Origin of the sequence: Flavobacterium sp., from assembly GCF_044341185.1 — a bacterium.
Classification (GTDB): domain Bacteria; phylum Bacteroidota; class Bacteroidia; order Flavobacteriales; family Flavobacteriaceae; genus Flavobacterium.
The window spans coordinates 25,509-51,154 of the sequence record NZ_JBIISE010000004.1 but is presented as its reverse complement, the minus strand read 5'-3'; the positions used below and the strand labels follow the sequence as shown (position 1 = coordinate 51,154).

Here is a 25,646-nt window from a genome sequence, read left to right as displayed (position 1 = left end):
ATTTTAAAATCATGGCAAAGGAAACATTCGACCGTTCGAAGCCCCATTTGAATATTGGTACTATCGGACACGTAGATCACGGTAAAACTACGTTAACAGCTGCAATTACAAAAGTATTGTCAGATGCAGGTTTATCAGAAGCAAAATCATTTGATCAAATTGATAATGCTCCAGAAGAAAAAGAAAGAGGTATTACAATTAACACGTCGCACGTTGAGTATTCAACTGCTAACCGTCACTACGCTCACGTTGACTGTCCAGGTCACGCGGATTACGTTAAGAACATGGTTACAGGTGCTGCACAAATGGACGGTGCTATCTTAGTAGTTGCTGCTACAGATGGTCCAATGCCACAAACTCGTGAGCATATCCTTTTAGGTCGCCAAGTAGGTGTGCCAAGAATGGTAGTATTCATGAACAAAGTGGATATGGTTGATGATGCTGAATTATTAGAGTTAGTTGAGATGGAAATCAGAGACTTATTATCTTTCTATCAATACGATGGTGATAATGGTCCAGTTATTCAAGGTTCTGCTTTAGGAGGTTTGAATGGTGATCCAAAATGGGTAGCTACTATCATGGAATTAATGGATGCAGTAGATTCATGGATTGAATTACCAGTTCGTGACGTTGAGAAACCATTCTTAATGCCAGTTGAAGATTCATTTACAATTACTGGTCGTGGAACTGTTGCTACAGGTCGTATCGAAACAGGTATTGCTAATACAGGAGACCCAGTTGAAATTATCGGTATGGGTGCTGAAAAATTAACTTCTACTATTACTGGAGTTGAAATGTTCCGTAAAATCTTAGATAGAGGTGAAGCTGGAGATAACGTAGGTTTATTGTTAAGAGGTATTGATAAAGCTGATATCAAAAGAGGTATGGTTATTATTAAGCCAGGTTCAGTAAAACCACACGCTAAATTTAAAGCAGAGGTTTATATCTTGAAAAAAGAAGAAGGTGGACGTCATACTCCATTCCATAATAACTACCGTCCTCAGTTTTATGTACGTACAACTGACGTAACAGGTACTATTATGTTACCACAAGGAAGAGAGATGGTTATGCCAGGTGATAACTTAACAATTGAAGTTGAATTATTATCTCCAATTGCATTGTCATTAGGTTTACGTTTTGCTATCCGTGAAGGAGGTAGAACAGTAGGTGCTGGACAGGTAACTGAAATTTTAGACTAATTTAAAGTCAATAATATTTTTTTAAATCAGTATCGAGCAATCGGTACTGATTTTAACATACGAGCGTAGTTCAAGGGCAGAATAGTGGTCTCCAAAACCATTGATGGGGGTTCGAATCCCTCCGCTCGTGCAAAATAATGTAAATATCATGTTAAAATATTTCTCTGAAGCATTCGAAGAATTAAAATCAAATGTAACTTGGCCAGAATGGGCAGAAGTACAAAAATACACTATCGTTGTAGCATTATTTTCAGTAATATTTGCTTTAGCAACTTGGGGTATTGATTTAACTTTTACAAAAGTATTAAACGGTTTCTTTAATTTGTTAAAAGGTTAATACGAAATGGCTGATAATAACGTAAAGAAATGGTATGTCGTTAGAGCGGTAAGCGGACAAGAAAACAAGATTAAAGCTTATATTGAGCAAGAAGTTAATCGTGTTGGAATGGCTGATTATGTCTCTCAAGTTCTTGTGCCTACTGAAAAAGTAGTACAAGTAAAAGACGGTAAAAAAATATCAAAAGAAAGAGTATATTTCCCAGGTTATGTTATGATAGAAGCAAACTTAACTGGTGAAATTCCACATATCATTAAATCTATTACCGGTGTTATCGGTTTTTTAGGTGAAACTAAAGGTGGTGAAGCAGTTCCATTAAGACTGGCTGAAGTAAACAGAATGTTAGGTAAGGTAGACGAATTATCTGTAACAACAGAAAACGTTAACATTCCTTTCTCTATTGATGAAACAGTTAAAGTTATCGATGGACCTTTCAATGGTTTCAATGGAACAATTGAAAAAATAAATGAAGAAAAGCGTAAACTTGAAGTAATGGTGAAAATTTTCGGAAGAAAAACACCTTTAGAATTAAGTTTTATGCAAGTTGAAAAAGTATAATTTTTGTTACATATATATAAACCCGCATTAATCGCTTCCAATGGTTAATGTAAAAATTTAAAAAATGGCTAAAGAAGTTAGTAAAGTAGTTAAACTACAAGTTAAGGGAGGTGCTGCGAACCCGTCGCCACCGGTTGGACCTGCTTTGGGAGCTGCTGGAGTTAACATCATGGAGTTCTGTAAGCAATTTAATGCAAGAACACAAGATAAACCCGGCAAAATATGTCCAGTACAAATTACTGTATATAAAGACAAGTCTTTTGACTTCGTTGTAAAAACTCCACCTGCTGCGGTTCAATTAATGGATGCTGCAAAATTAAAGTCTGGTTCAGGAGAGCCTAATCGTAAAAAAGTAGCAAGCGTTACTTGGGATCAGATTAAGGCAATCGCTGAAGATAAAATGGCAGATTTAAATGCATTCACAATGGAAGCTGCAATGAGTATGATTGCTGGAACAGCTAGATCTATGGGTATAACTGTAACTGGAGATTCTCCTCTAAAATAAGAGATATGGCAAAATTGACAAAAAAGCAAAAAGAAGCTGCAGCAAAAATTGAAAAGAATAAATTATATTCTTTAAAAGATGCTTCAGTATTAATCAAACAAATTGCTTCTGCAAAGTTTGATGAATCAGTTGATATCTCTGTTAGACTTGGTGTAGATCCAAGAAAAGCAAATCAAATGGTAAGAGGTGTGGTTGCATTACCACACGGAACAGGTAAAGATGTAAGAGTTTTAGCCTTAGTTACTCCAGATAAAGAAGCGGAAGCTAAAGCAGCAGGTGCAGACCACGTTGGTTTAGATGACTACCTTCAAAAAATCAAAGATGGTTGGACAGATGTTGATGTAATTATCACTATGCCAGCTGTTATGGGTAAATTAGGTCCATTAGGACGTGTTTTAGGACCAAGAGGCTTAATGCCAAATCCTAAAACAGGTACAGTAACAATGGATGTTGCTAAAGCAATTCAAGAAGTAAAAGCTGGTAAAATTGACTTTAAAGTTGATAAAACTGGTATCGTTCATGCAGGAATAGGTAGAGTATCTTTCGATGCTGATAAAATCTATGACAATGCACACGAAATTGTTCAAACATTAATCAAATTAAAACCAACTGCAGCGAAAGGTACTTACATTAAGTCTATTCACTTAACAAGTACTATGAGTCCTGCTATCGCTTTAGATCCTAAAGCAGTATAATTGGTAGTTAAATATATTTAGTATGACTAGAGAAGAAAAATCAATTGCTATTGAAGATTTAACTGCACAGTTAGCAGATGTGAATGTTGTGTATTTAGCAGACATTTCTGGACTTGATGCAGGGACTACTTCAGACTTAAGAAGAGCTTGTTTTAAAGCAGGAATCAAATTAGAAGTTGTAAAAAACACTTTATTAGCGAAAGCTATGGAGGTTTCTGCAAACGACTATGGAGATTTATCGTCAACTTTAAAAGGAAATACTTCTATTATGATTGCAGACACCGCAAATGGTCCTGCAAAAATTATTAAAGAATTCCGTAAAAAAGGACAAAAACCTGTTTTAAAAGGAGCATATATTAATCAAGAAGTTTACATTGGTGACGAACTATTAGATAGCTTAGTAGCTATTAAATCTAGAGAAGAAGTTATCGGTGAAATCATCGGATTATTACAATCTCCAGCTAAACGTATACTTTCAGCTTTATTAAACCATGCTGAAACTAAAGGTGAAGCTGCAGAATAACAAAACAAAACGCACTTAATAAATTACATATTTTAAACACATTAAAGATAGAAAAAATGGCAGATTTAAAACAATTCGCAGAACAATTAGTTAATTTAACAGTTAAAGAAGTTAACGAATTAGCTACAATATTAAAAGATGAGTATGGTATCGAACCAGCTGCTGCAGCTGTAGTAGTTGCTGCTGGTGGTGGTGATGCTGGTGCTGGTGCTGAGCAATCAGAATTTACAGTAGTATTAAAAGAAGCTGGTGCTTCTAAATTAGGAGTAGTTAAAGCGGTTAAAGAATTAACTGGTTTAGGTCTTAAAGAAGCTAAAGATTTAGTAGATGCTGCTCCAGCAAATGTTAAAGAAGGCGTTTCTAAAGATGAGGCTGAAGGGCTTAAGAAAGCTTTAGAAGAAGCAGGAGCTGTTGTTGAGTTAAAATAATCTCACCCAGTTTATAATACAGGTTTAGGTCTTGGAAATCGTTTCCAACGACCTAAACCATTTTTCGTATAATAAAATTATATAGTTTTTTAAAAATTATATTGTATCGAAAAATGTTTTTTTAAATCAATACGAAGAAAAAAAATAAATATAATTTGTTTTTAAAGATGTATTGGTTGTAAAAAAAAAGTATAAAATATTTTATAAATGTTGTGTTATCACAAAAATTACTTTTTTTTAATCAAAAATATTATCCATTGATGATTGCTAATCAAACAGAAAGAATCAATTTTGCCTCGACAAAAAACATACCGAATTATCCAGATTTTCTAGATATTCAGGTAAAGTCATTTCAAGATTTTTTTCAATTAGAAACTAAATCAGACGAAAGAGGTAACGAAGGTCTTTATAATACCTTCATGGAAAATTTTCCAATAACGGATACTAGAAACCAATTTGTTTTGGAGTTCTTAGATTACTTTATTGACCCACCAAGATATACAATTGAAGAATGTATTGATAGAGGTTTAACGTACAGCGTTCCTTTAAAAGCACGTTTGAAATTGTATTGCACAGATCCAGAGCATGAAGATTTTGAAACTATCGTTCAAGATGTATATTTAGGAACTATTCCATACATGGCACCTAGCGGAACTTTCGTTATTAATGGTGCAGAACGTGTTGTGGTTTCTCAATTACATAGATCGCCAGGGGTATTCTTTGGTCAATCTTTCCACGCAAACGGAACTAAATTATATTCTGCCAGAGTAATTCCTTTCAAAGGATCTTGGATAGAATTTGCTACTGATATCAACAACGTAATGTATGCGTATATTGATAGAAAGAAAAAATTACCAGTTACTACACTTTTCCGTGCCATTGGTTTCGAAAGAGACAAGGATATCCTTGAAATATTCGACCTTGCGGAAGAAATTAAAGTGTCTAAAACTGGAATAAAAAAATTCATAGGAAGAAGGCTTGCTGCACGTGTTTTAAATACATGGCATGAAGATTTCGTAGATGAAGACACTGGAGAAGTAGTTTCTATTGAGCGTAATGAAATTATCTTAGATCGTGATACGATTTTAGATAAAGAAAACGTAGAAGAAATTATTGAAGCAGATGTTAAAGTAATTTTATTACACAAAGAAGATAGCAATCAAGCAGATTTTGCTATTATCCACAATACATTGCAAAAAGACCCTACGAATTCTGAAAAAGAAGCAGTAGAACATATATATAGACAATTACGTAATGCCGAACCGCCTGATGAAGAAACGGCTCGTGGTATTATCGATAAATTATTCTTCTCAGACCAACGTTACAATTTAGGTGATGTAGGACGTTACAGAATGAATAAAAAGTTAAACTTAGATATCCCAATGGATAAACAAGTTTTAACTAAAGAAGATATCATTACGATTGTAAAATACCTAATTGAATTAATTAATTCAAAAGCTGAGATTGATGATATTGACCACTTATCTAACCGTCGTGTTAGAACGGTTGGTGAGCAATTATCAGCACAGTTTGGTGTAGGTTTAGCTCGTATGGCGCGTACAATTCGTGAAAGAATGAATGTTCGTGATAACGAAGTCTTTACACCTATCGATTTGATAAACGCTAAAACGTTATCATCTGTAATTAATTCATTCTTTGGTACAAACCAGTTATCTCAGTTCATGGATCAAACCAATCCATTAGCAGAGATTACTCACAAACGTCGTTTATCAGCACTTGGACCTGGAGGTTTATCTAGAGAAAGAGCCGGATTCGAGGTTCGTGACGTTCACTACACACATTACGGACGTTTGTGTCCTATTGAAACACCTGAAGGACCAAATATTGGTTTGATTTCTTCACTTGGTGTATATGCAAAAGTAAATGGAATGGGATTCATCGAAACACCTTACCGTAAGGTTACAGATGGTGTAGTAGATTTAGAATCAACTCCAGTTTATTTAAGCGCTGAAGAAGAAGAAGGAAAAATGATTGCACAAGCAAACATTGAAATGGATGCAAAAGGTAAAATTACTGCAGCTAATGTAATTGCTCGTGAAGAAGGGGATTTCCCTGTAGTTTCTCCATCTGCAGTGCATTACACAGACGTAGCACCAAACCAAATTGCTTCTATTTCTGCTTCATTAATTCCATTCTTAGAGCATGATGATGCGAATAGAGCCTTGATGGGTTCTAACATGATGCGTCAGGCAGTACCTTTATTAAGACCAGAAGCTCCTATTGTAGGAACTGGTTTAGAAAGACAGGTTGCGTCTGATTCTCGTGTACTTATTAATGCTGAAGGCCCTGGAGTAGTAACTTATGTTGATGCTGATAAAGTAACAATTAAGTACGACAGAACTGAAGAACAAAGAATGGTAAGTTTTGATGAAGATGAAAAAACATACAACTTAATCAAATTCAGAAAAACCAATCAAAGTACTACTATTAACTTAAAACCAATTGTAAGAAAAGGAACTAGAGTTGAAAAAGGTCAAGTACTTTGTGAAGGATATGCTACTCAAAACGGAGAATTAGCTTTAGGTAGAAACCTACAAGTTGCCTTCATGCCTTGGAAAGGGTATAACTTTGAAGATGCGATTGTAATATCTGAAAAAGTAGTTAGAGATGATATTTTTACTTCTATTCACGTAGATGATTATTCATTAGAAGTTAGAGATACTAAATTAGGTAACGAAGAGTTAACTAATGATATTCCAAACGTTTCTGAAGAAGCTACTAAAGATTTAGATGAAAACGGTATGATTAGAATTGGAGCAGAGGTGAAACCTGGTGACATTCTTATCGGAAAAATTACTCCGAAAGGAGAATCAGATCCAACTCCAGAAGAAAAATTATTACGTGCTATCTTTGGTGATAAAGCAGGTGATGTAAAAGATGCTTCATTAAAAGCATCTCCATCATTACATGGTGTTGTTTTAGATAAAAAATTATTTGCTAAAGCAGTTAAAGATAAACGTAAGCGTTCTAAAGATAAAGAAGATTTAGACAAACTTGAAATGGAATTCGAAGTGAAATTCACTGAATTAAAAGACAGGTTAATTGATAAATTATTCTTAATCGTAGATGGAAAAACTTCTCAAGGTGTAATTAATGATTTAGGTGAAGAAGTCTTACCAAAAGGTAAAAAATTCACGAAAAAAATGTTACAAGCTGTAGACGATTTTGCTCACTTAACAAAAGGACAATGGACTACAGACGAACATACCAATTTATTAATTAACGATTTAGTGCACAACTATAAAATCAAATTAAACGATTTACAAGGGGTACTAAGAAGAGAGAAATTTACAATTTCTGTTGGAGATGAATTACCAGCTGGAATTTTAAAATTAGCTAAAGTTTACATCGCTAAAAAACGTAAGTTAAAAGTTGGGGATAAAATGGCAGGACGTCACGGTAACAAAGGTATTGTTGCTAAAATCGTTCGTCAAGAAGATATGCCTTTCTTAGAAGACGGAACACCAGTAGATATTGTATTAAATCCATTAGGAGTACCTTCTCGTATGAACATTGGACAGATTTATGAAACTGTATTAGGTTGGGCAGGTTTAAGAACTGGTAAAAAGTTTGCAACGCCTATCTTTGATGGTGCTTCATTAGATCAAATTAATGGATATACTGACGAAGCTGGAATTCCAAGATTTGGTCATACGTATTTGTACGATGGTGGAACTGGAGAGCGTTTCCATCAACCAGCAACTGTTGGAGTAATTTATATGCTTAAATTAGGACATATGGTTGATGATAAAATGCACGCACGTTCTATCGGACCGTACTCATTAATTACGCAACAACCTTTAGGAGGTAAAGCGCAGTTTGGAGGTCAACGTTTCGGAGAGATGGAGGTTTGGGCACTTGAAGCATATGGTGCATCAAGTACTTTGAGAGAAATCTTAACTGTTAAATCGGATGACGTTAATGGTAGAGCCAAAACGTACGAAGCAATCGTTAAAGGTGAAACTATGCCAGAACCAGGATTACCTGAATCATTCAATGTATTAATGCATGAATTAAAAGGTCTTGGTTTAGATATCAGATTAGAAGAATAAATAAAATTTGTAGTCAGTTCCATTCAATTGGTACTGATTACTTATTATAAGAGTTTTTAGGATTTATACCCGTAAACCGTTCCGATTTTTTATAGAAATATAACTAGCACTTACAACGTTAATGTTGAAGTTTAGAGAAGTAAGCCGAGGTAGCGTTAAATCTAAAGTAAACTTTAGAGGATAACAAGAATCAATTTTAAATTGCACATAAATCAATAGTAAAAACTATGATGAATAATAGAAATAACAAAGACAAAAGTACTGGAGTTAAAAGATTTAACAGAATAACAATTGGTTTGGCATCGCCAGAAGCCATGTTAGGTGAATCAAGAGGTGAGGTGTTAAAACCTGAAACTATTAACTACCGTACACACAAACCAGAAAGAGATGGACTTTTCTGTGAACGAATTTTCGGACCAGTAAAAGATTTCGAATGTGCTTGTGGAAAATATAAAAGAATTCGCTACAAAGGAATCGTTTGTGACCGATGTGGGGTTGAAGTAACTGAGAAAAAAGTACGTAGAGACAGAGTAGGGCACATCAATCTTGTGGTGCCAATCGCACATATCTGGTATTTCCGTTCACTTCCAAATAAAATAGGTTATGTTTTAGGATTACCTTCTAAGAAATTAGATATGATTATTTACTACGAAAGATACGTAGTAATTCAAGCGGGTATTGCTAAAGGTCCAGAAGGAGAAGAATTAAACAGATTAGATTTCTTAACAGAAGAAGAATATCTAAATATTGTGGATACTTTACCAATGGAAAACCAATATTTAGACGATAACGATCCAAATAAATTTATCGCCAAAATGGGTGCTGAATGTATTATGGATTTATTAGCACGTACAGATTTAGATGAGTTATCATACAAATTACGTCACGCAGCTAATAATGAAACGTCTAAACAAAGAAAAACAGAAGCATTAAAAAGATTGAATGTTGTTGAATCTTTCCGTGAGTCTAACAAAAACAGAGAAAACCGTCCAGAATGGATGATTTTAAAAGTAATTCCTGTGATTCCACCAGAATTACGTCCTCTTGTGCCTTTAGATGGTGGTCGTTTCGCAACTTCAGATTTAAATGATTTATACAGAAGAGTAATCATCCGTAACAATCGTTTAAAAAGATTAGTGGAAATTAAAGCGCCTGAAGTAATCTTACGTAATGAAAAACGTATGTTACAAGAAGCGGTAGATTCACTTTTCGATAATACAAGGAAAGCTTCTGCAGTTAAAACAGAATCAAACAGACCATTAAAATCGTTATCCGATTCATTAAAAGGAAAACAAGGTCGTTTCCGTCAAAACTTATTAGGAAAACGTGTAGATTATTCTGCTCGTTCTGTAATTGTTGTTGGACCAGAAATGAAATTGTTTGAATGTGGATTGCCAAAAGATATGGCTGCTGAATTATACAAACCATTCGTTATTCGTAAATTAATCGAAAGAGGAATTGTTAAAACAGTAAAGTCGGCTAAGAAAATTATCGACAAAAAAGAACCAGTAGTATGGGATATCTTAGAAAATGTTATCAAAGGACATCCAGTATTACTAAACCGTGCGCCTACACTTCACCGTTTAGGTATCCAAGCGTTCCAACCTAAGTTAATTGAAGGAAAAGCAATCCAGTTACACCCATTAGTATGTACGGCATTCAACGCCGATTTCGATGGTGACCAGATGGCGGTTCACTTACCTTTAGGTCCAGAAGCAATTTTGGAAGCACAATTATTAATGTTAGCGTCTCATAATATCTTGAATCCTGCGAATGGAGCACCTATCACGGTACCTTCTCAAGACATGGTATTAGGTCTGTATTACATGACCAAAGAGCGTTTGTCAACTCCGGAACATCCAATTTTAGGAGAAGGATTAACCTTCTATTCTGCGGAAGAAGTAAACATTGCTTTAAACGAAGGAAGATTAGAATTAAATGCTAGAGTGAAAATTAGAGCAAGAGATTTTAATGAAAATGGAGAGTTAGTAATTCAAATTATTCAAACTACAGCAGGTAGAGTATTATTTAATGAAGTAGTACCTGAAGCTGCAGGATATATAAATGAAGTTTTAACAAAAAAATCGTTAAGAGATATTATTGGTAAAATTTTAGCAGTTACGGATGTGCCTACTACAGCAGCTTTCTTAGATGATATGAAAGATATGGGTTACAAATTCGCATTTAAAGGTGGATTGTCATTCAGTTTAGGTGATATTCGTATTCCAGAACAAAAAACGCAATTAATTGCTGATGCTCGTGTACAAGTAGAAGGTATTTCTATGAACTATAACATGGGACTTATCACAAATAACGAGCGTTACAATCAGGTAATTGATATTTGGACGTCTGCCAATGCGCAATTAACAGAATTAGCTATGAAAAATATCCGTGAAGACCAACAAGGTTTTAACTCGGTATATATGATGCTTGACTCTGGTGCAAGGGGTTCTAAAGAACAAATTCGTCAGTTAACTGGTATGCGTGGATTAATGGCTAAGCCGAAAAAATCGACTGCAGGTGGGGGTGAAATTATTGAAAATCCAATTCTTTCTAACTTTAAAGAAGGTTTATCAATTTTAGAATACTTCATTTCTACTCACGGTGCACGTAAAGGATTAGCGGATACGGCTCTTAAAACTGCCGATGCAGGATATTTAACAAGAAGGTTACATGATGTATCTCAAGATGTTATTATCAATTCTGTAGACTGTGGAACATTAAGAGGTGTAGAAGTTTCTGCATTAAAGAAAAACGAAGAAATTGTTGAATCATTAGGAGAAAGAATCTTAGGACGTGTAGCATTGCAAGATGTTGTAAATCCATTCAACTCTGAAATTTTAATACATGCAGGTGAACACATTACTGAAGCAATTGTTAAAGCTGTTGAAGCTTCGCCAATTGAAAAAGTAGAAGTTCGTTCAGCATTAACTTGTGAAGCTAAAAAAGGAATCTGTACAAAATGTTACGGTCGTAATTTAGCTACTGGTAAAATGGCACAAAGAGGTGAAGCTGTCGGTGTAATTGCTGCACAGTCAATTGGAGAGCCAGGTACACAGTTAACACTTCGTACGTTCCACGTTGGAGGGGTTGCAGGAGGTATTTCTGAAGAAGCGGGTATTTCTGCTCGTTTTGCTGGAAAATTAGAAATCGAAGATTTAAAAACAGTAAAAGGAGAAGATGCAGATGGAAATCCTATCGATATCGTAATTTCTCGTTCTACCGAATTAAAATTACTAGATGTTAATACAGGTATTTTATTAAGTACACATAATATTCCTTATGGTTCTACCATTTTCGTGAAAGACGGAGATAAAGTAGAAAAAGGAGCAACAATCTGTAAGTGGGATCCTTATAATGGTGTAATTGTATCTGAATTTACAGGTAAAATTGCTTATGAAGATTTAGAACAAGGACAATCATTCATGGTTGAAATTGATGAGCAAACAGGTTTCCAAGAAAAAGTAATTTCTGAAGGACGTAACAAAAAATTAATCCCAACTTTACATATTTATGGTAAAGATGGGGAGTTAATTAGATCATACAATTTACCAGTAGGAGCACACCTTATGGTTGATGATGGTGAGAAAATTAAAGCAGGAAAAATTCTTGTTAAAATTCCTCGTCGTTCCTCTAAAGCAAGTGATATTACAGGAGGTTTACCAAGAATTACAGAGTTGTTAGAAGCTCGTAATCCTTCAAACCCTGCTGTAGTAACTGAAATTGATGGTGTAGTTACTTTCGGAAAAGTAAAAAGAGGAAACCGTGAGTTATCAATTGAATCTAAATTTGGAGATGTTAAGAAATATTTAGTAAAACTTTCAGCTCAAATCTTAGTGCAAGAAAATGACTTCGTAAGAGCTGGAACACCATTATCTGACGGAGCAATTACTCCAGAAGATATCTTAAGAATTCAAGGACCTTCTGCTGTACAACAGTACTTGGTAAATGAAATTCAAGAGGTGTACCGTTTACAAGGGGTAAAAATCAATGACAAACACTTTGAAGTAGTGATTCGTCAAATGATGAGAAAAGTAAGAATCCAAGATCCAGGAGATACATTATTCTTAGAAGATCAATTAGCACATACTTCAGACTTCATTTTAGAAAACGATAAGTTATACGGAATGAAAGTGGTAGAAGATGCTGGTGACTCTTCAAGCTTAAAACCGGGACAAATTATTTCTCCAAGAGAATTAAGAGATGAAAATTCATTATTAAAACGTGAAGATAAAAACTTAGTTACTGCAAGAGATGTAATTACGGCTACTGCAACACCAGTTTTACAAGGTATTACAAGAGCATCGTTACAAACAAAATCATTCATTTCTGCGGCATCGTTCCAGGAAACTACTAAAGTATTAAACGAAGCGGCTGTTGCTGGTAAAATTGATACATTAGAAGGATTGAAAGAAAATGTAATCGTAGGTCACAGAATCCCTGCTGGTACAGGTATGAGAGATTACGATAACATTATTGTAGGTTCTAAAGAAGAATACAGCGAATTAATGGCTGGAAAAGAAGAATTTAATTACTAATTCTTATTCTTAATATACTAAAAAAGGCCTAGCAGATTTTTTTGTTAGGCTTTTTTTTAATCAAAAGGATTTTGTATACTTGCATTAGTTAAAAGTCAAATGATAGAAATTATTAACTATCCATTACCTTATACCTAATACCCAACACCTAATATCAAAAAAACCATGGAAAACAACAACCAAGAAGGTCAAATCAATATTGAACTAGACGAAAAAGTAGCAGAAGGAACCTATTCTAATCTAGCCATAATCAACCATTCGAATACCGAATTCGTATTGGATTTTATTTCCCTAATGCCAGGCGTACCAAAAGCAAAAGTAAAGTCGCGTATTATATTAACGCCACAACATGCAAAACGATTGTTAAAAGCAATTAACGAAAACATACATCGTTTTGAAAGTACACACGGACAAATTAAAGAGGAAGAGCATCCACCCATTCCACTAAATTTCGGACCAACCGGTCAAGCGTAAATATAGAAACTTCTCAAAAAATTGGGAAGTTTTTCTTTTTTTATTGATAATTTACTTTGTTTGCTTATAATTTGTTGATAATTTAAAAATAGTTAGTGAATGTTACTATATATTTAAAAAAATAAATATATTTGTGAATTACACTTATTAAACTAAATTACTTATTATGATAAACAATTACGATTCGGTTGCTGCCCGTATTTCTGCAGGAGCAACTAGTTCTAAAAATCAGGATGGTACATCGTATATGGCTACAAAAAGAAATTGGCTTTCGTTTGTAACAGTATTAGTGGCATTGCTTTCTTTTGTTTTTGTGCAAGGACAATCATCATCTGCAAATTACTCTTTTACATCGGGTACAAGTACTTTAAACTCGATGACAGGAGCTACATCTTTAGTTACTGGTAATCAGGATACTTGGGGAAGTTCTGTATTTCCAATTGGGTTTAATTTTATTTATATGGGGAACATTTATTCCCATATAAGTGTTAATAGTAACGGTCAAGCAAGATTACATACTACTAGTGGAGCGACTGCTATAGGTGGTTCAGCTGTTACTGGTTATGCGGCTTCAACTGTTACATTAGCTCCGATGGATGGAGATAATGAAGTCAATAATGGGATGTCATATTTGGTTGTTGGTACAGCGCCAAATAGAAAATTAATTATTGAATGGAATCAATTTTATGCGTATTGGACTGATAGTACTACTTCTGGTAATATGCAATTAGTTTTAAATGAAAGCACTGGTGTTTTTGAGTTTTTGTATGGAAGTATATTGAATACAAGTACTGCAAGTGTAACAAGATCTATTTTTCATAGTTCAAGTAATACTGCTAATTCTTCAGCTTTTATTACGGTTGGCGCTACTCCAACTCAAACTACAAATACTACAACACCTACAACAAATTCATTTGCTGCTACTGTACAAATAGCTAATTTAGCAAATAGATTCTTTACCTTTACTCCGGCAGTCGCTTTAGCGCCTACGGCATTAACTTTTACTGGAGTAACAGGGTCAACAACTACGTTAAACTGGACAGATAATGCAACAAATGAATTAGGATATTTTGTATACCGTTCAACAGATGGTATTTCGTATACTTTAGTGAACACAACGGCAGCTAATGCTACTACATATTCGGCTACTGGTCTATCTTTTGGCGCTACATATTATTGGAGAGTAGCTGCATTTACAGAAGGTACTATCAGTACAAGTGTAGATGGGACACAAGCTACTCCAGCAGGGATTCTTTCAGGAACCAAAACTGTAGGTACGGGGGGAGATTATGCAAATTTAACTACTGCTTTTGCAGATATTAATTCAAATGGATTAGTAGGTAATGTTAATTTAGAATTAATTACAGGTTATCCGGTGACTCCGGAAACTTTTCCTATAGTAGGGCCTACTGGTGGAGCAGGAGCAGGATTCACAATTAATGTATATCCTACAACTGTAGCTACACCATTAACTATTTCAAATGCTAACTCATCATCTATATTTAATTTAAGCAGCACAGCAAAATTAACAATTGATGGGCGTGTAAATCAAACAGGTACAACTTCTGCAGTTACTATTGCTAACTTAGCGGCAGGTGGAGCTACAGCATCAACTACAGCAACAGGTTCTTCTATTTCAGGAGCTACATTTACTGTAGGAACATTAACAGCAGGTTCAGGGCCATTTCTAATTGGTCAAACTCTTTCAGGAACAGGTGTACTTCCAGGTACCGTAATTACAGGGTATGTAACTGGAACTGGGGGTGCTGGAACATATACGCTAAACAACAGTACTAATAATGTATCTGCAATAGCAATAACAGGTACTTCTACCGGAGGTGCAAATGCCATTATGTTTACAAATGATGCCAATAACAATACCTTAAAGTATTTAGATATTAAAAGTTCTAACCTCTCTACAACAGGAGGTTCAGTGTATTTTGGCGCTGGAATACTTTCAGGTAATGATAATAATACTATAAATAACTGTACTTTTACAGCAAATGCTGCCACCACAGTAGTTACAGGTTCTCAGACGACTACTTCTATAACTGTGTCTGCGGTTACTAGTGGTTTTGTTGTTCCGGGAACTACTGTTTCAGGAACAGGTGTAGCTGCAGGAACAATTATTACGGCAGCAGGAACAGGGACGGGTGGAAATGGAACGTATACAGTAAACACATCTGCAACAGTTACATCAACTGCATTAACACTTACTAACTTCCCAGCGAATGCTATCTATTCAGTTGGTTCAAGCGCTTCGGTAGATAATAGTGGTAATACAATTGATAATAATCAAATTTCTGATTACTACAGTCCAATAAGTGCTACCAACGGTATTTCACTTGCTTCAACAGGAAACTCAACGTGGACAATTACCAATAACAAATTATTCCAAACCGCAACCCGTATATATACTACAGCTAATACGCACAATGGTATTAATATTGGTTCTGGAGGTGGATACACCATTACAGGTAACACTATCGGTTATGCTAATGCATCTGGAACTGGAACAACTAATTTATTAGGTAACTCGCTTCTTCTTACTGGTTTTCCTTCTTCTTATGTTACTTCAGGTACACCAACAGCAACTCGTTATACAGGTATGACTTTAGGTTTTACAGCTGGAGCTACAGTTTCTAACATTCAAGGAAACACTATTGCTGGTTTTGCATTATTTACTTCAAGTGGTGCAAATACGACTAATGGTATATGGGCAGGTATTAATGTAACTTCTGGAAATGCAAATATTGGTACTACTACAGGTAATACAATTGGATCAACTACAGGAAACTCATCGGTATATGCAGCTTGTACAACAACTGGTGGACAGGTAGTAGGTATTTATGCAACAAGTACTGGTACAGTAAGTATTCAAAATAATACAATTGGCGCTATTGATGCTGTGGGTACTACAGCATCTATTAGTGGTGGATTTACTGGAATAGATACCGCTGGAACAGCTGGTACATTTAATATTAGTAATAATACAATAGGAAATACTACTGTAGATAATATTAGAACTGGTTATATTTTAAATGCTACTAATCTTACAAATTCAACAGGTGGTACTCTTACCTCTACAACGGGTGCAACTGCATTAGCATTAGGAATTAGAAGTACGGCAACAGGTAATACTTTAGTGGTATCAAACAATACCATTCGAGGTTTAGCTGTTTCTGGAACAGTTACTGCTGTTACAGGTATTATTTTATCTGGTTCAATGACAGGAACTACTCCATCGGTAAATGTTTCGACAAATAGTATTGGTACATCTTCACTTGGATTTGTAAGATACGCATTTGCAAATTCAGGTACTTTTACAGGATTAAGTGTTGCGAATACTATTGCAACAACGCACAATATCACTAATAATGATTTTCAAGGAATTACTCATACTGTTGCAGGAACAAATTCTCAAACATACATAAACCTTACTGGGGCTACAGCAGCTAACAATATTGCTACTATTTCTGGCAATACATTTACCAATTTAAATCTGAATACTACGGGTTCAGTAACGTTTATTTCTCATAGTTATACTGTTGCGGCTACAGGTACTCAAAATATTACAAATAATACTATTGTAACGGCGTTTAATAAGCCTAGTGCAGGTGGAACAATTACAGGATTAACATCTGGATCGTCTTCAGCTACAGGCGCTATAAGTACTATTACAAATAATAATTTTTCAAATATTACTACAACAGGCGCTACAGCTATAACAGGTATTAATAATACTGACGGTTCTAGCTCTGGTGCAACAAGAACGGTTACAGGTAATACATTTAATAACTGGACAACAGGTGCGGGCGCAATTACTGGAATGAACTTTGGTTATTTTGGTGGAACTTCATCATTATCAAATAATACTGTTACCAATTTAACTGGGCAAAGTTCTATTACAGGAATAACTATTGGATCATCGGGTAACTTAGCCAACCCTTTAAATATTGCAAATAATACCATTACGGGTTTATCGTCAACAGGGACAGGTGGTTCAGTTACTGGTTTAACATGTGCAAATACATCGCCGGTTGTTAATATTAATGCTAATACAATTAATACATTATCTTCATCAGGTGCTTCATCAACTGTGTTAGGTTTAGCTGTTACAGGAGCAACCTTAACAAATGCATTCCAAAATACAATTCATACTTTATCTGGTTCAGGAGCTACATCACCATTAGTACATGGTATGCAAGTTTCTGGTGGAACAACTGTAAATATGTATAGAAATAAAGTATATGGTTTGTCTCAAAGTGGTGCAATTACTAGTGCTTTACTTACAGTAAATCCTGTAAAAGGTATTTTATTATCAGGAGGAACAACTGTAAGTACTTATAATAACATTATTGGAGGATTAACAGCTCCGAATGCAAGTTTACCTGATGCTATCCACGGTATATCTGTTTCTTCTTCTGCTACTAACTCAATGCAAAAAGTATATAACAATACGGTATATTTAGAAGGTACTGGAGGAGCAACCTTTGGAGGTTCAGGTATTTTACAAGCTATTTCTACAGTAGCTACTACAGCTTCTTTAGATTTACAAAATAATATGATTTTCAATAATCTAACACCAGTTGGAACAGGATTAGCTGTTGCTTTCAGAAGAACTAGTGGTATAGCTTCTACATTAGCAAATTATGCAGCAACTTCTAATAAAAATTTATTTTATTCAGGAGCTCCGGGCGCAAATAATTTAATTTACAGTGACGGAACTTCTACTGCACAAACTATGGCACAATATTTAGCGGGTGTATTCACTGCAGGAACTATTGCTCCTCGTGATGCAAATTCATTCACTGAAACTGCTTTTGTACCAGCAACTTTCTTTACTTCGACAACAGGTTCAGATGCTACCTTCTTAAAACCAGCTGCAGGTATTACAACTCAAGCGGAAGGTGGAGGAAATCCAATTACTGTAACAAGTCCAGATTTTAATGGTGTTACGCGTCCAGGAGGTTCAGGTACGGGTTATGATTTAGGTGCTTGGGAATTTGATGCGATTTCACCAAACCCAGTATTATCAAATTTATTGATGACACCAATGGGGAAATTTTGTCCAAATATAGCAAGAACAGTTACTGTTACTGCTACTCCAGTTTCTGGAACTATAGCTAGTGTTGTAATTAATTATAATGTTAACGGAGTTGCACAAACACCAATCACTATGACTAATACAACTGGTAATGATTGGTCTGGTGTTATTCCTACAGTGACACCGTCTAACGCCACAGTAACGTGGTCGGTTACAGCTACTGATTCTAATTCATTAAATAAAAATCAAGCAGGTGTTTCATATACAGATGAAGGATTTAGTAATGATATTATTACAATAACACCTTCAGTACCTAATTTTTGTGGTTCAGGTGGTGATGTTACATTAACTGCAAGTTCTTCAATTATTGGTGCTACATACACATGGGAATCATTAACAAGTGGTACTACATTAAGCACTACAACAGGAGCTTCAATTACTGCTACTATTTCAGCTACTACTGACTTTAAAGTAACCGGAACACCAAATAATGGTGGTTGTCCTTCTGTAGCGTTTATTTCTGTAGGTGTGTATCCTTTGCCTACTGCTACTGTTACAACATCAGCAAATGGAGTATGTCCAGGAACTAGCGCAACTATCAATTCAGGATTAAGTGCGGGGAATTTTACCGCAACTTGTATAACAGCTCCAACCGCATTAAGTACAATTCCATCTAATGGTGTAGTATTATGCGAAAATGGCGCAGCTGTTGCTGGTACAGGTAATGTATCAGGTATTGATGATGGTTATTGGAATGCAAAACCAATAGGATTTAACTTTAACTTTTTTGGAACCATTTATACTACTTTAAATATTGCGTCTAATGGAACAGTTAACTTTGGTGCAACAGGTTCAACTCAATATAACTTTACTGGGGGCTTTCCAAATACAGTAAATCCGGCGAGTACAATAGCTGTATGCGCTAGAGATTTAAAATTTGATAATAGTACAGCTGGAACTGATAAAGGAAAAATAGCGTATTGGACAGAAGGAATTGCTCCTAACAGAAGATTTATAGTACAATATGCAAATGCTCCATTATGGTGTTCTACAAGTGCGACAGACGGAAGAAATTCTGCAGAGTTGGTATTATATGAGACGACGGGTATTATTGAAATTAGAGTTATCAGTGCTACAAACCAATTGGCGACAACTTGTTCTTTTAATAATGATTCAAGAAATAAATATATTGGTCTTCAGGATCCAACTAAAACAATTGGTGCAACTGCTCCAAACTGTTCAACAAATGCAGCAAATTTCTGGAATGGTGTATCAGCTGAAATAACCTCACCATTAGCTTGGAGATTTTCACCACCAGCTAATTACAATACAACATGGACGGCTACTGATGCCAATGGGACAACTACAATTGCAACTGGAACTAATATTTTCTCTCAATCTGTAGCGCCAGCAATTACTACAACTTATTCTATTTCATATACGAATCAAACTACAGGTTGTACTAATGCACCTGGTTCTGCTCAAGTATTAATGAGTATATTAAACAGTACTCCACCAACAGGTATAAATACAATAGCTAGTGCATCTACAATTTGTTTAGGTAATAGCGTAAACTTAAGTATGGATTACACAGGAAGTAATGATGGGTTAGCTTTCCAATGGCAATCTAGTATTGATAATGGTGGTTCATGGCAAGATGTTGCAACTGCAACGGCTACAACAACTTCAGTAACACCAACTACTGCTACTCAATACCGTTGTAAAATTGTTTCTTGTGGAGGAACACCTGGATATTCAAGTGTATCTTCAATAGGATTTACTAATAATATTTTAACAACATTACCTGCAACTCGTTGTGGAACAGGTACTGCTAGTATTCAAGCTACTGCAAACGCCGGATCAACAATTAAATGGTATACAGCTGCATCTGGTGGAACTTCTGTAGGTACAGGCTCTCCATTTGTTACACCTCAATTAAGTACATCTACTACTTATTACGCAAGTGCTGAGACAACTACAAATGCAACAGTATCATTAGGATCTACTGCAGCAATTAATACTGCATTAACAACTGGATCTACAAATGGTGGAATGGTATTTACAACTTCAACTAATAATGTTATTATTAACAGTATTGATGTTTTGGTCTCAGGTACTGGTGATCTTACTATTAATTTGCAAGACTCAAGTGGAGTTGACATCGCTTCTACAGTAATTACTGGTTTCATTGGTTCATCTACATCATTAACAAATATTGCCTTACCATCAACTTTCGTTGTTCCAACAGCAGGTGCAGGTTATAGAATAATTTGTTCATCTTTAGGAACTGGTTTAACTTGGTATTATCAAACTGGAGCTTATCCTTTTACAACACCAGGGGTTTCAATAACTGGTGGGTACGGTTGGTCTTCGACAACATCATACGCAACAGATCTAAGATTTATACATAGTATGAACTTAACAATTCCAACAGTGTGTGCTTCATCAAGAGTTGCCGTTCCAGTAACTGTTAATCCAGCACCATCTTTAACATTAAGCAGTACAAGCACAACAATTTGTGCTGGAATTGTTACTATTGTTCCTGTAACAATTACATCAATTCCTTCAGATTTTGATACTTATGTTTGGTCACCATCATTAGGTGTCTCAGGAGATAGTACAAATGGTTGGGTATTTAACCCGTCTTCAACTACAACGTATACATTAACTGCAAATCAAACTTCTGGAGGACAATGTGTTAATACAGCTACATTTACTGTAACAGCTAATCCATTACCAGTAGTTGTTGCAAATACTCCAAGTGCAGTATGTAATGGTACTACAGTAGATTTAACAGCAGCAGCTGTGACAGCTGGTTCAACTTCAGGTTTAACCTACAGTTATTTCACAGATGCTTTAGCTACAACGGTATTGCCAAATCCTAATGCAGTTGCAAGTTCTGGAACATATTACATTAAGGGTACAAATTCTAATGGCTGTGTAACGATAGCATCAGTTACAGTAACTGTAAATGCTTTACCAGTTGTTGTAAGTGTAAACCCTGCAACGGTTTGTGCTCCAACTACTGTTGACTTAACAGCTTCAGCAGTAACAACAGGTTCTGATACTGGATTAACATTTACTTACTTTACAGATTCAGCAGCAACTACCGCTTTATCAACACCTAGTGCAGTTGCATCTTCTGGTACGTATTATATTAAAGGTACAAATGCTAACGGATGTTTTGTAATAATACCAGTTACAGTAACTGTAAATCCACAACCAGTATTAACCATTACTGCTCCAGCAACTGTATGTAGTCCAAACACTATAGATATTACTGCAAGTGCAATTACTACCGGTTCTGATGCAGGTTTAACACTAACGTATTGGACAGATAGTGCTGCTACTACAGCTTTAACATCGGCTAGTGCGGTAACAAGTTCTGGAACATATTATATTAAAGCAGTTAACGCAAATGGATGTGAAAAAATTATGCCGGTAACCGTGACAATAAACGTTACAAATGTACCAACAGGAAATGCTTCTCAAGCATTTTGTGGTTCGGCCAATTTATCGCAATTAGTTGCTACGGGTACAAATATTAAATGGTATAATGCTGCAACTGGAGGTACAGAATACCCAGCTTCATTATGGACATTAGTTGGGTTAGTAAATGGAACTACTTATTATGCATCTCAAACAGTTAATGGTTGTGAAAGTACATCAAGATTTGCAGTAACAGCTGTCGTGAATCCAATTCCTACAGCACCTAATGCGTCTGCTCAAACTTTTTGTAATGCAGCTTTAGTTTCTGATTTATTGCCAAATGGTTCAGCTTATACTTGGTATGATGCAATGACTGGAGGAAACGTTGTTGTATCAACAGCTTCTATTTCTTCTGGAACATATTATGTATCACAAACTGTTAACGGTTGCGAAAGTTCTAGAACTGCAGTTACAGTTACAATTAACATAACAACTGCACCAACAGCTTCTGCACAAACTTTCTGTAATAGTGCTTTGGTAGCTAATTTAGCCGCTGTTGGTACTGGTTTACAATGGTATTCAGCTTCAATTGGTGGATCTGCTTTAAGTGCTTCAACAACATTAGCTACTGGTACTTATTATGTATCTCAAACTATTAATGGTTGTGAAAGTACTAGAACATCAGTTTCTGTTACTGTAAATGTGTCAATAGCACCAACTTCAAATGCACAAACATTTTGTTCTGCTGGGACTGTAGCTGATTTAGTAGCAGCAGGTTCTAGTTTACAATGGTATACAGCACCTACTGGTGGTTCACCAATTTCTACAACTACTGCGCTTACAAGTGGTATCTATTATGTTTCCCAAACAGTTAATGGTTGTGAAAGTACGAGAACAGCTGTAAATGTTACGATATCTTCTCCAGCTACTCCAACAGGTGCTACGACACAAACTATTTTTGGAGGTGTTGGGCCTGATGCAACAATTGAAGATATTTCTGTATCAGGAACAAATGTAATTTGGTATCCAACTGCAGCTGATGCTGCAGCAGGAACAAATGCAATTCCAGCAGGTACTCAATTAGTAGATGGTACTACATATTATGCAGTTTCTGTTGTAGGTACTTGTAGAAGTACAGCTTTAGCAGTTACGGTTGTAGTAGTATTAGAAAACGAAAGTTTTGATATCAAATCTTTAAAATTTTATCCTAACCCAGTAATTGATATATTAACTATTAGTTATTCAAGTGAAATTACTTCAGTTCAAGTGTACGATATTAGTGGAAGACAAATTAGAAATATGAATCCAAATAGTAATTTAGTTACTGTTGATTTATCTGATTTAGCTACATCAGTATATGTAGTAAAAGTTTTTGCTAATGATACTTCAAGTGAATTTAAAGTAGTTAAAAAATAATAACTAGCTTATATTAAAAAAAGGGTCAATCTGTTACAGATTGGCCCTTTTTGTTTTATTTTAGCAAAATGAAAATGATCGTATGTAATAAAGAACAACTATCGATAGTTCGAGATCTAGCGAATACTATTTGGCCTTCGACTTATGGAAATATATTATCTACTGCGCAATTAGAATATATGTTAGATACTTTTTATTCTATTGCCAATTTAGAAAAGCAAATGAATAACGGTCAAGTATTCGAATTGCTGCTTGAAGATAACAATGTTATTGGATTTGTTGCTTATGAATTAAATTGCAACTTCGAAAACCTAAATCAGCCATTAACTAAAATTCATAAAATTTATTTGTTACTAGAAACCCAAGGTAAAGGTTTTGGAAAATTTATGATTAATGAAATAGTAAAAATCGCTAAAAGCAATAATCAGAAAGGTATTTTTTTAAATGTGAACAAATATAACAAGGCAAAAATTTTCTATGAGAAATTGGGCTTTGTTATTTCAAAAGAAGAGGTAATTGATATTGGGAATGATTATGTTATGGACGACTACGTAATGGAATATCTGTTCTAATGAAAACGGATTTGCGTTAGTGGTTGTAGCGGCATCCTTTTTGTATTTTGTTGCCTGAAGTTCTCGAAGGTAACAAAATATAAAAAGATATAGCGGAAGACACGACCTGAAAGGGAACGCCTAAATAAAATTATCTATTTCTTTTGTCGTAATTTCTGCTACCGTAATTGGTTTTCTTATCTCTTAAAATACTCGCGTCTTCGGTTTTACTGGAAGGTTCAATAAGTGTATTTAATTCTATGATTTCTTTATCTGTTAATGGGCGGTATTTTCCAACAGGAACATCTAAAGTAATGTTGATAATTCGGATTCTTTTTAGCGATGTAACTTCGTAATCTAAATATTCGCACATACGACGAATTTGACGATTTAAACCTTGTGTTAAAACAATTTTAAATACAAATTGACTCATTTTTTCGACCTTACATTTTTTGGTAATGGTATCTAAAATGGGCAAACCATTACTCATTTGCTTTATGAACGTTTCAGTAATTGGTTTGTCAACAGTTACAATATATTCTTTCTCGTGGTTGTTTCTGGCGCGTAAAATTTTGTTTACAATATCGCCATCATTTGTCATAAATATTAATCCTTCACTGGCTTTGTCTAATCTTCCAATAGGAAAAACACGTTCGGGGTAATTGATGTAATCTACAATATTGTCTGGAATGCTTAAATTAGTCGTACATTCAATTCCTGCAGGTTTGTGGAACGATAAATAAATAGGTTTTTTATTAGCGTTGGTTACTAATTCGCCATTCACACGAACTTCGTCTCCTGGAGCTACTTTTGTGCCTAATTCTGGAGATTGCCCGTTGATGGTAATTCTGCCTTCTTCCAATAAACGATCGGCTTCTCTACGAGAGCAAAATCCTGATTCTGATAAATATTTATTGATGCGTACTAATTGTTCTTCCATTAGGCAAAGGTAGTATTTTAGTTTAAATGTTTATGAGGTTTATTTTGTTTATGAGGTTTATTTCAATAAAAAAAATCCCAATTTGAATTGGGATTTTTTTATTGTATGTGTTGGTCTTTTTTCGACTTTTAGACCTTCGACTAATCGTATTACATTTTGGCGAAAATTTTCTCCATTTTTTCTCTTTCTTCATCAGCTAAAACACTGTCAACTAAAATACGTCCACTGTGTTCATCTGTTAAGATTTTCTTTCTACCCGCAATTTCCATTTGAGTTTGTGGTGGAATAGTAAAGAAAGAACCTGCAGATGCGCCACGTTCGATAGAAACAACTGCTAAACCATTAACTACGCTGTTTCTAATTCTGTCATAAGCAGATAATAAACGAGCTTCAATTTTGCCTCTAAATTCATTAGACTTTTCAATTAAGAAGTTTTCGTCTTTTTCGGTTTCTGCCATAATATCACTTAATTCAGCTTTTTTATGTTTTAAGTGATTTTGTTTGCTATCTAGTTTATCTTTAGTTTGATTAACAATTTCTTTTTTGTTTTCTAAAGTAACTTTCATTTCTTTTATGTGCTTTTCAGCCAATTGAATTTCTAATTCTTGAAACTCAATTTCTTTTGATAAAGAATTAAATTCTCTATTGTTACGCACATTTTTTTGTTGTTCTGTATATTTTTTTATTGCTGCTTTGTAGTCATCAATATTGTTCTTTTTTTCTTTTGCTTGATGATCGATGTTGTTTAAATCGTCGTTTAATTTCTCTAAACGTTTAGATAATCCAGCTACTTCATCTTCTAAATCTTCAACTTCTAAAGGTAATTCTCCTCGTACGTTTCTAATTTCGTCAATTTTAGAATCAATTAATTGTAAAGCATAAATTGCTCTTAACTTTTCTTCTACGCTTAGTTCTTTTGTATTTGCCATATTG

At 35.0% G+C, this 25,646-nt stretch carries 14 protein-coding genes and 1 tRNA gene; 13 read left to right on the top strand and 2 right to left on the bottom strand.

What is annotated here, in order from left to right:
- Positions 1 to 11 precede the first annotated feature (11 nt).
- From tuf to ACIQZ1_RS01730, 13 genes are all read left to right on the top strand, one after another.
- Positions 12 to 1,199, top strand: coding sequence for an elongation factor Tu (gene tuf / locus ACIQZ1_RS01790; protein ID WP_396158480.1), 1,188 nt, complete (start codon positions 12 to 14; stop codon positions 1,197 to 1,199).
- Positions 1,200 to 1,258: 59 nt separating this feature from the next.
- Positions 1,259 to 1,329 (top strand) — tRNA-Trp (locus ACIQZ1_RS01785).
- Positions 1,330 to 1,347: 18 nt separating this feature from the next.
- Complete coding sequence (gene secE / locus ACIQZ1_RS01780) at positions 1,348 to 1,536, top strand: preprotein translocase subunit SecE (RefSeq protein WP_291241155.1); 189 nt, start codon at positions 1,348 to 1,350, stop codon at positions 1,534 to 1,536.
- Positions 1,537 to 1,542: 6 nt separating this feature from the next.
- Positions 1,543 to 2,094, top strand: coding sequence for a transcription termination/antitermination protein NusG (gene nusG, locus ACIQZ1_RS01775; RefSeq protein WP_353150104.1), 552 nt, complete (start codon positions 1,543 to 1,545; stop codon positions 2,092 to 2,094).
- A 64-nt stretch (positions 2,095 to 2,158) separates the two neighbouring features.
- Positions 2,159 to 2,599, top strand: coding sequence for a 50S ribosomal protein L11 (rplK, locus tag ACIQZ1_RS01770; protein ID WP_091309369.1), 441 nt, complete (start codon positions 2,159 to 2,161; stop codon positions 2,597 to 2,599).
- A 5-nt stretch (positions 2,600 to 2,604) separates the two neighbouring features.
- Entirely contained in the window at positions 2,605 to 3,294 is a 690-nt protein-coding gene (gene rplA / locus ACIQZ1_RS01765; protein WP_166075916.1) for a 50S ribosomal protein L1, read from the top strand.
- 22 nt (positions 3,295 to 3,316) lie between these two features.
- The gene (rplJ, locus tag ACIQZ1_RS01760; protein ID WP_291241153.1) at positions 3,317 to 3,817 is read left to right on the top strand and encodes a 50S ribosomal protein L10; all 501 of its coding nucleotides are present in this window, start codon (positions 3,317 to 3,319) and stop codon (positions 3,815 to 3,817) included.
- 56 nt (positions 3,818 to 3,873) lie between these two features.
- A complete protein-coding gene (rplL, locus tag ACIQZ1_RS01755; protein WP_396148349.1) occupies positions 3,874 to 4,245 on the top strand; it encodes a 50S ribosomal protein L7/L12 in 372 nt (123 codons plus the stop codon).
- Between the two features lie 260 nt (positions 4,246 to 4,505).
- A complete protein-coding gene (gene rpoB, locus ACIQZ1_RS01750; RefSeq protein ID WP_396158476.1) occupies positions 4,506 to 8,318 on the top strand; it encodes a DNA-directed RNA polymerase subunit beta in 3,813 nt (1,270 codons plus the stop codon).
- 227 nt (positions 8,319 to 8,545) lie between these two features.
- Positions 8,546 to 12,856, top strand: coding sequence for a DNA-directed RNA polymerase subunit beta' (gene rpoC / locus ACIQZ1_RS01745; RefSeq protein WP_396158474.1), 4,311 nt, complete (start codon positions 8,546 to 8,548; stop codon positions 12,854 to 12,856).
- Positions 12,857 to 13,021: 165 nt separating this feature from the next.
- Positions 13,022 to 13,330 carry a DUF3467 domain-containing protein gene (locus ACIQZ1_RS01740; protein ID WP_396158472.1) on the top strand — a complete coding sequence of 103 codons (309 nt, stop codon included), beginning with the start codon at positions 13,022 to 13,024 and terminating at the stop codon, positions 13,328 to 13,330.
- Positions 13,331 to 13,496: 166 nt separating this feature from the next.
- Complete coding sequence (locus tag ACIQZ1_RS01735) at positions 13,497 to 23,222, top strand: T9SS type A sorting domain-containing protein (RefSeq protein WP_396158470.1); 9,726 nt, start codon at positions 13,497 to 13,499, stop codon at positions 23,220 to 23,222.
- A gap of 68 nt (positions 23,223 to 23,290) precedes the next feature.
- A complete protein-coding gene (locus ACIQZ1_RS01730) occupies positions 23,291 to 23,794 on the top strand; it encodes a GNAT family N-acetyltransferase (RefSeq protein ID WP_396158468.1) in 504 nt (167 codons plus the stop codon).
- Between the two features lie 130 nt (positions 23,795 to 23,924).
- On the opposite strand, the gene rluF is transcribed toward ACIQZ1_RS01730, so the two are convergent.
- Together rluF and ACIQZ1_RS01720 are read right to left on the bottom strand one after the other, a co-directional pair.
- On the bottom strand, positions 23,925 to 24,713 hold the full coding sequence (rluF, locus tag ACIQZ1_RS01725; RefSeq protein ID WP_396158466.1) for a 23S rRNA pseudouridine(2604) synthase RluF: 789 nt from the start codon (positions 24,711 to 24,713) through the stop codon (positions 23,925 to 23,927).
- Positions 24,714 to 24,862: 149 nt separating this feature from the next.
- Positions 24,863 to 25,642: a zinc ribbon domain-containing protein gene (locus tag ACIQZ1_RS01720; RefSeq protein ID WP_396158464.1), complete on the bottom strand. Its 780-nt coding sequence runs from the start codon at positions 25,640 to 25,642 to the stop codon at positions 24,863 to 24,865.
- Positions 25,643 to 25,646 lie beyond the last annotated feature (4 nt).

Bases quoted from the DNA above. Each gene is read 5' to 3' on its own strand.
- tuf (WP_396158480.1), top strand. From the start codon at position 12: ATGGCAAAGGAAACATTCGACCGTTCGAAGCCCCATTTGAATATTGGT.
- secE (WP_291241155.1), top strand. From the start codon at position 1,348: ATGTTAAAATATTTCTCTGAAGCATTCGAAGAATTAAAATCAAATGTA.
- nusG (WP_353150104.1), top strand. From the start codon at position 1,543: ATGGCTGATAATAACGTAAAGAAATGGTATGTCGTTAGAGCGGTAAGC.
- rplK (WP_091309369.1), top strand. From the start codon at position 2,159: ATGGCTAAAGAAGTTAGTAAAGTAGTTAAACTACAAGTTAAGGGAGGT.
- rplA (WP_166075916.1), top strand. From the start codon at position 2,605: ATGGCAAAATTGACAAAAAAGCAAAAAGAAGCTGCAGCAAAAATTGAA.
- rplJ (WP_291241153.1), top strand. From the start codon at position 3,317: ATGACTAGAGAAGAAAAATCAATTGCTATTGAAGATTTAACTGCACAG.
- rplL (WP_396148349.1), top strand. From the start codon at position 3,874: ATGGCAGATTTAAAACAATTCGCAGAACAATTAGTTAATTTAACAGTT.
- rpoB (WP_396158476.1), top strand. From the start codon at position 4,506: ATGATTGCTAATCAAACAGAAAGAATCAATTTTGCCTCGACAAAAAAC.
- rpoC (WP_396158474.1), top strand. From the start codon at position 8,546: ATGATGAATAATAGAAATAACAAAGACAAAAGTACTGGAGTTAAAAGA.
- ACIQZ1_RS01740 (WP_396158472.1), top strand. From the start codon at position 13,022: ATGGAAAACAACAACCAAGAAGGTCAAATCAATATTGAACTAGACGAA.
- ACIQZ1_RS01735 (WP_396158470.1), top strand. From the start codon at position 13,497: ATGATAAACAATTACGATTCGGTTGCTGCCCGTATTTCTGCAGGAGCA.
- ACIQZ1_RS01730 (WP_396158468.1), top strand. From the start codon at position 23,291: ATGAAAATGATCGTATGTAATAAAGAACAACTATCGATAGTTCGAGAT.
- rluF (WP_396158466.1), bottom strand. From the start codon at position 24,713: ATGGAAGAACAATTAGTACGCATCAATAAATATTTATCAGAATCAGGA.
- ACIQZ1_RS01720 (WP_396158464.1), bottom strand. From the start codon at position 25,642: ATGGCAAATACAAAAGAACTAAGCGTAGAAGAAAAGTTAAGAGCAATT.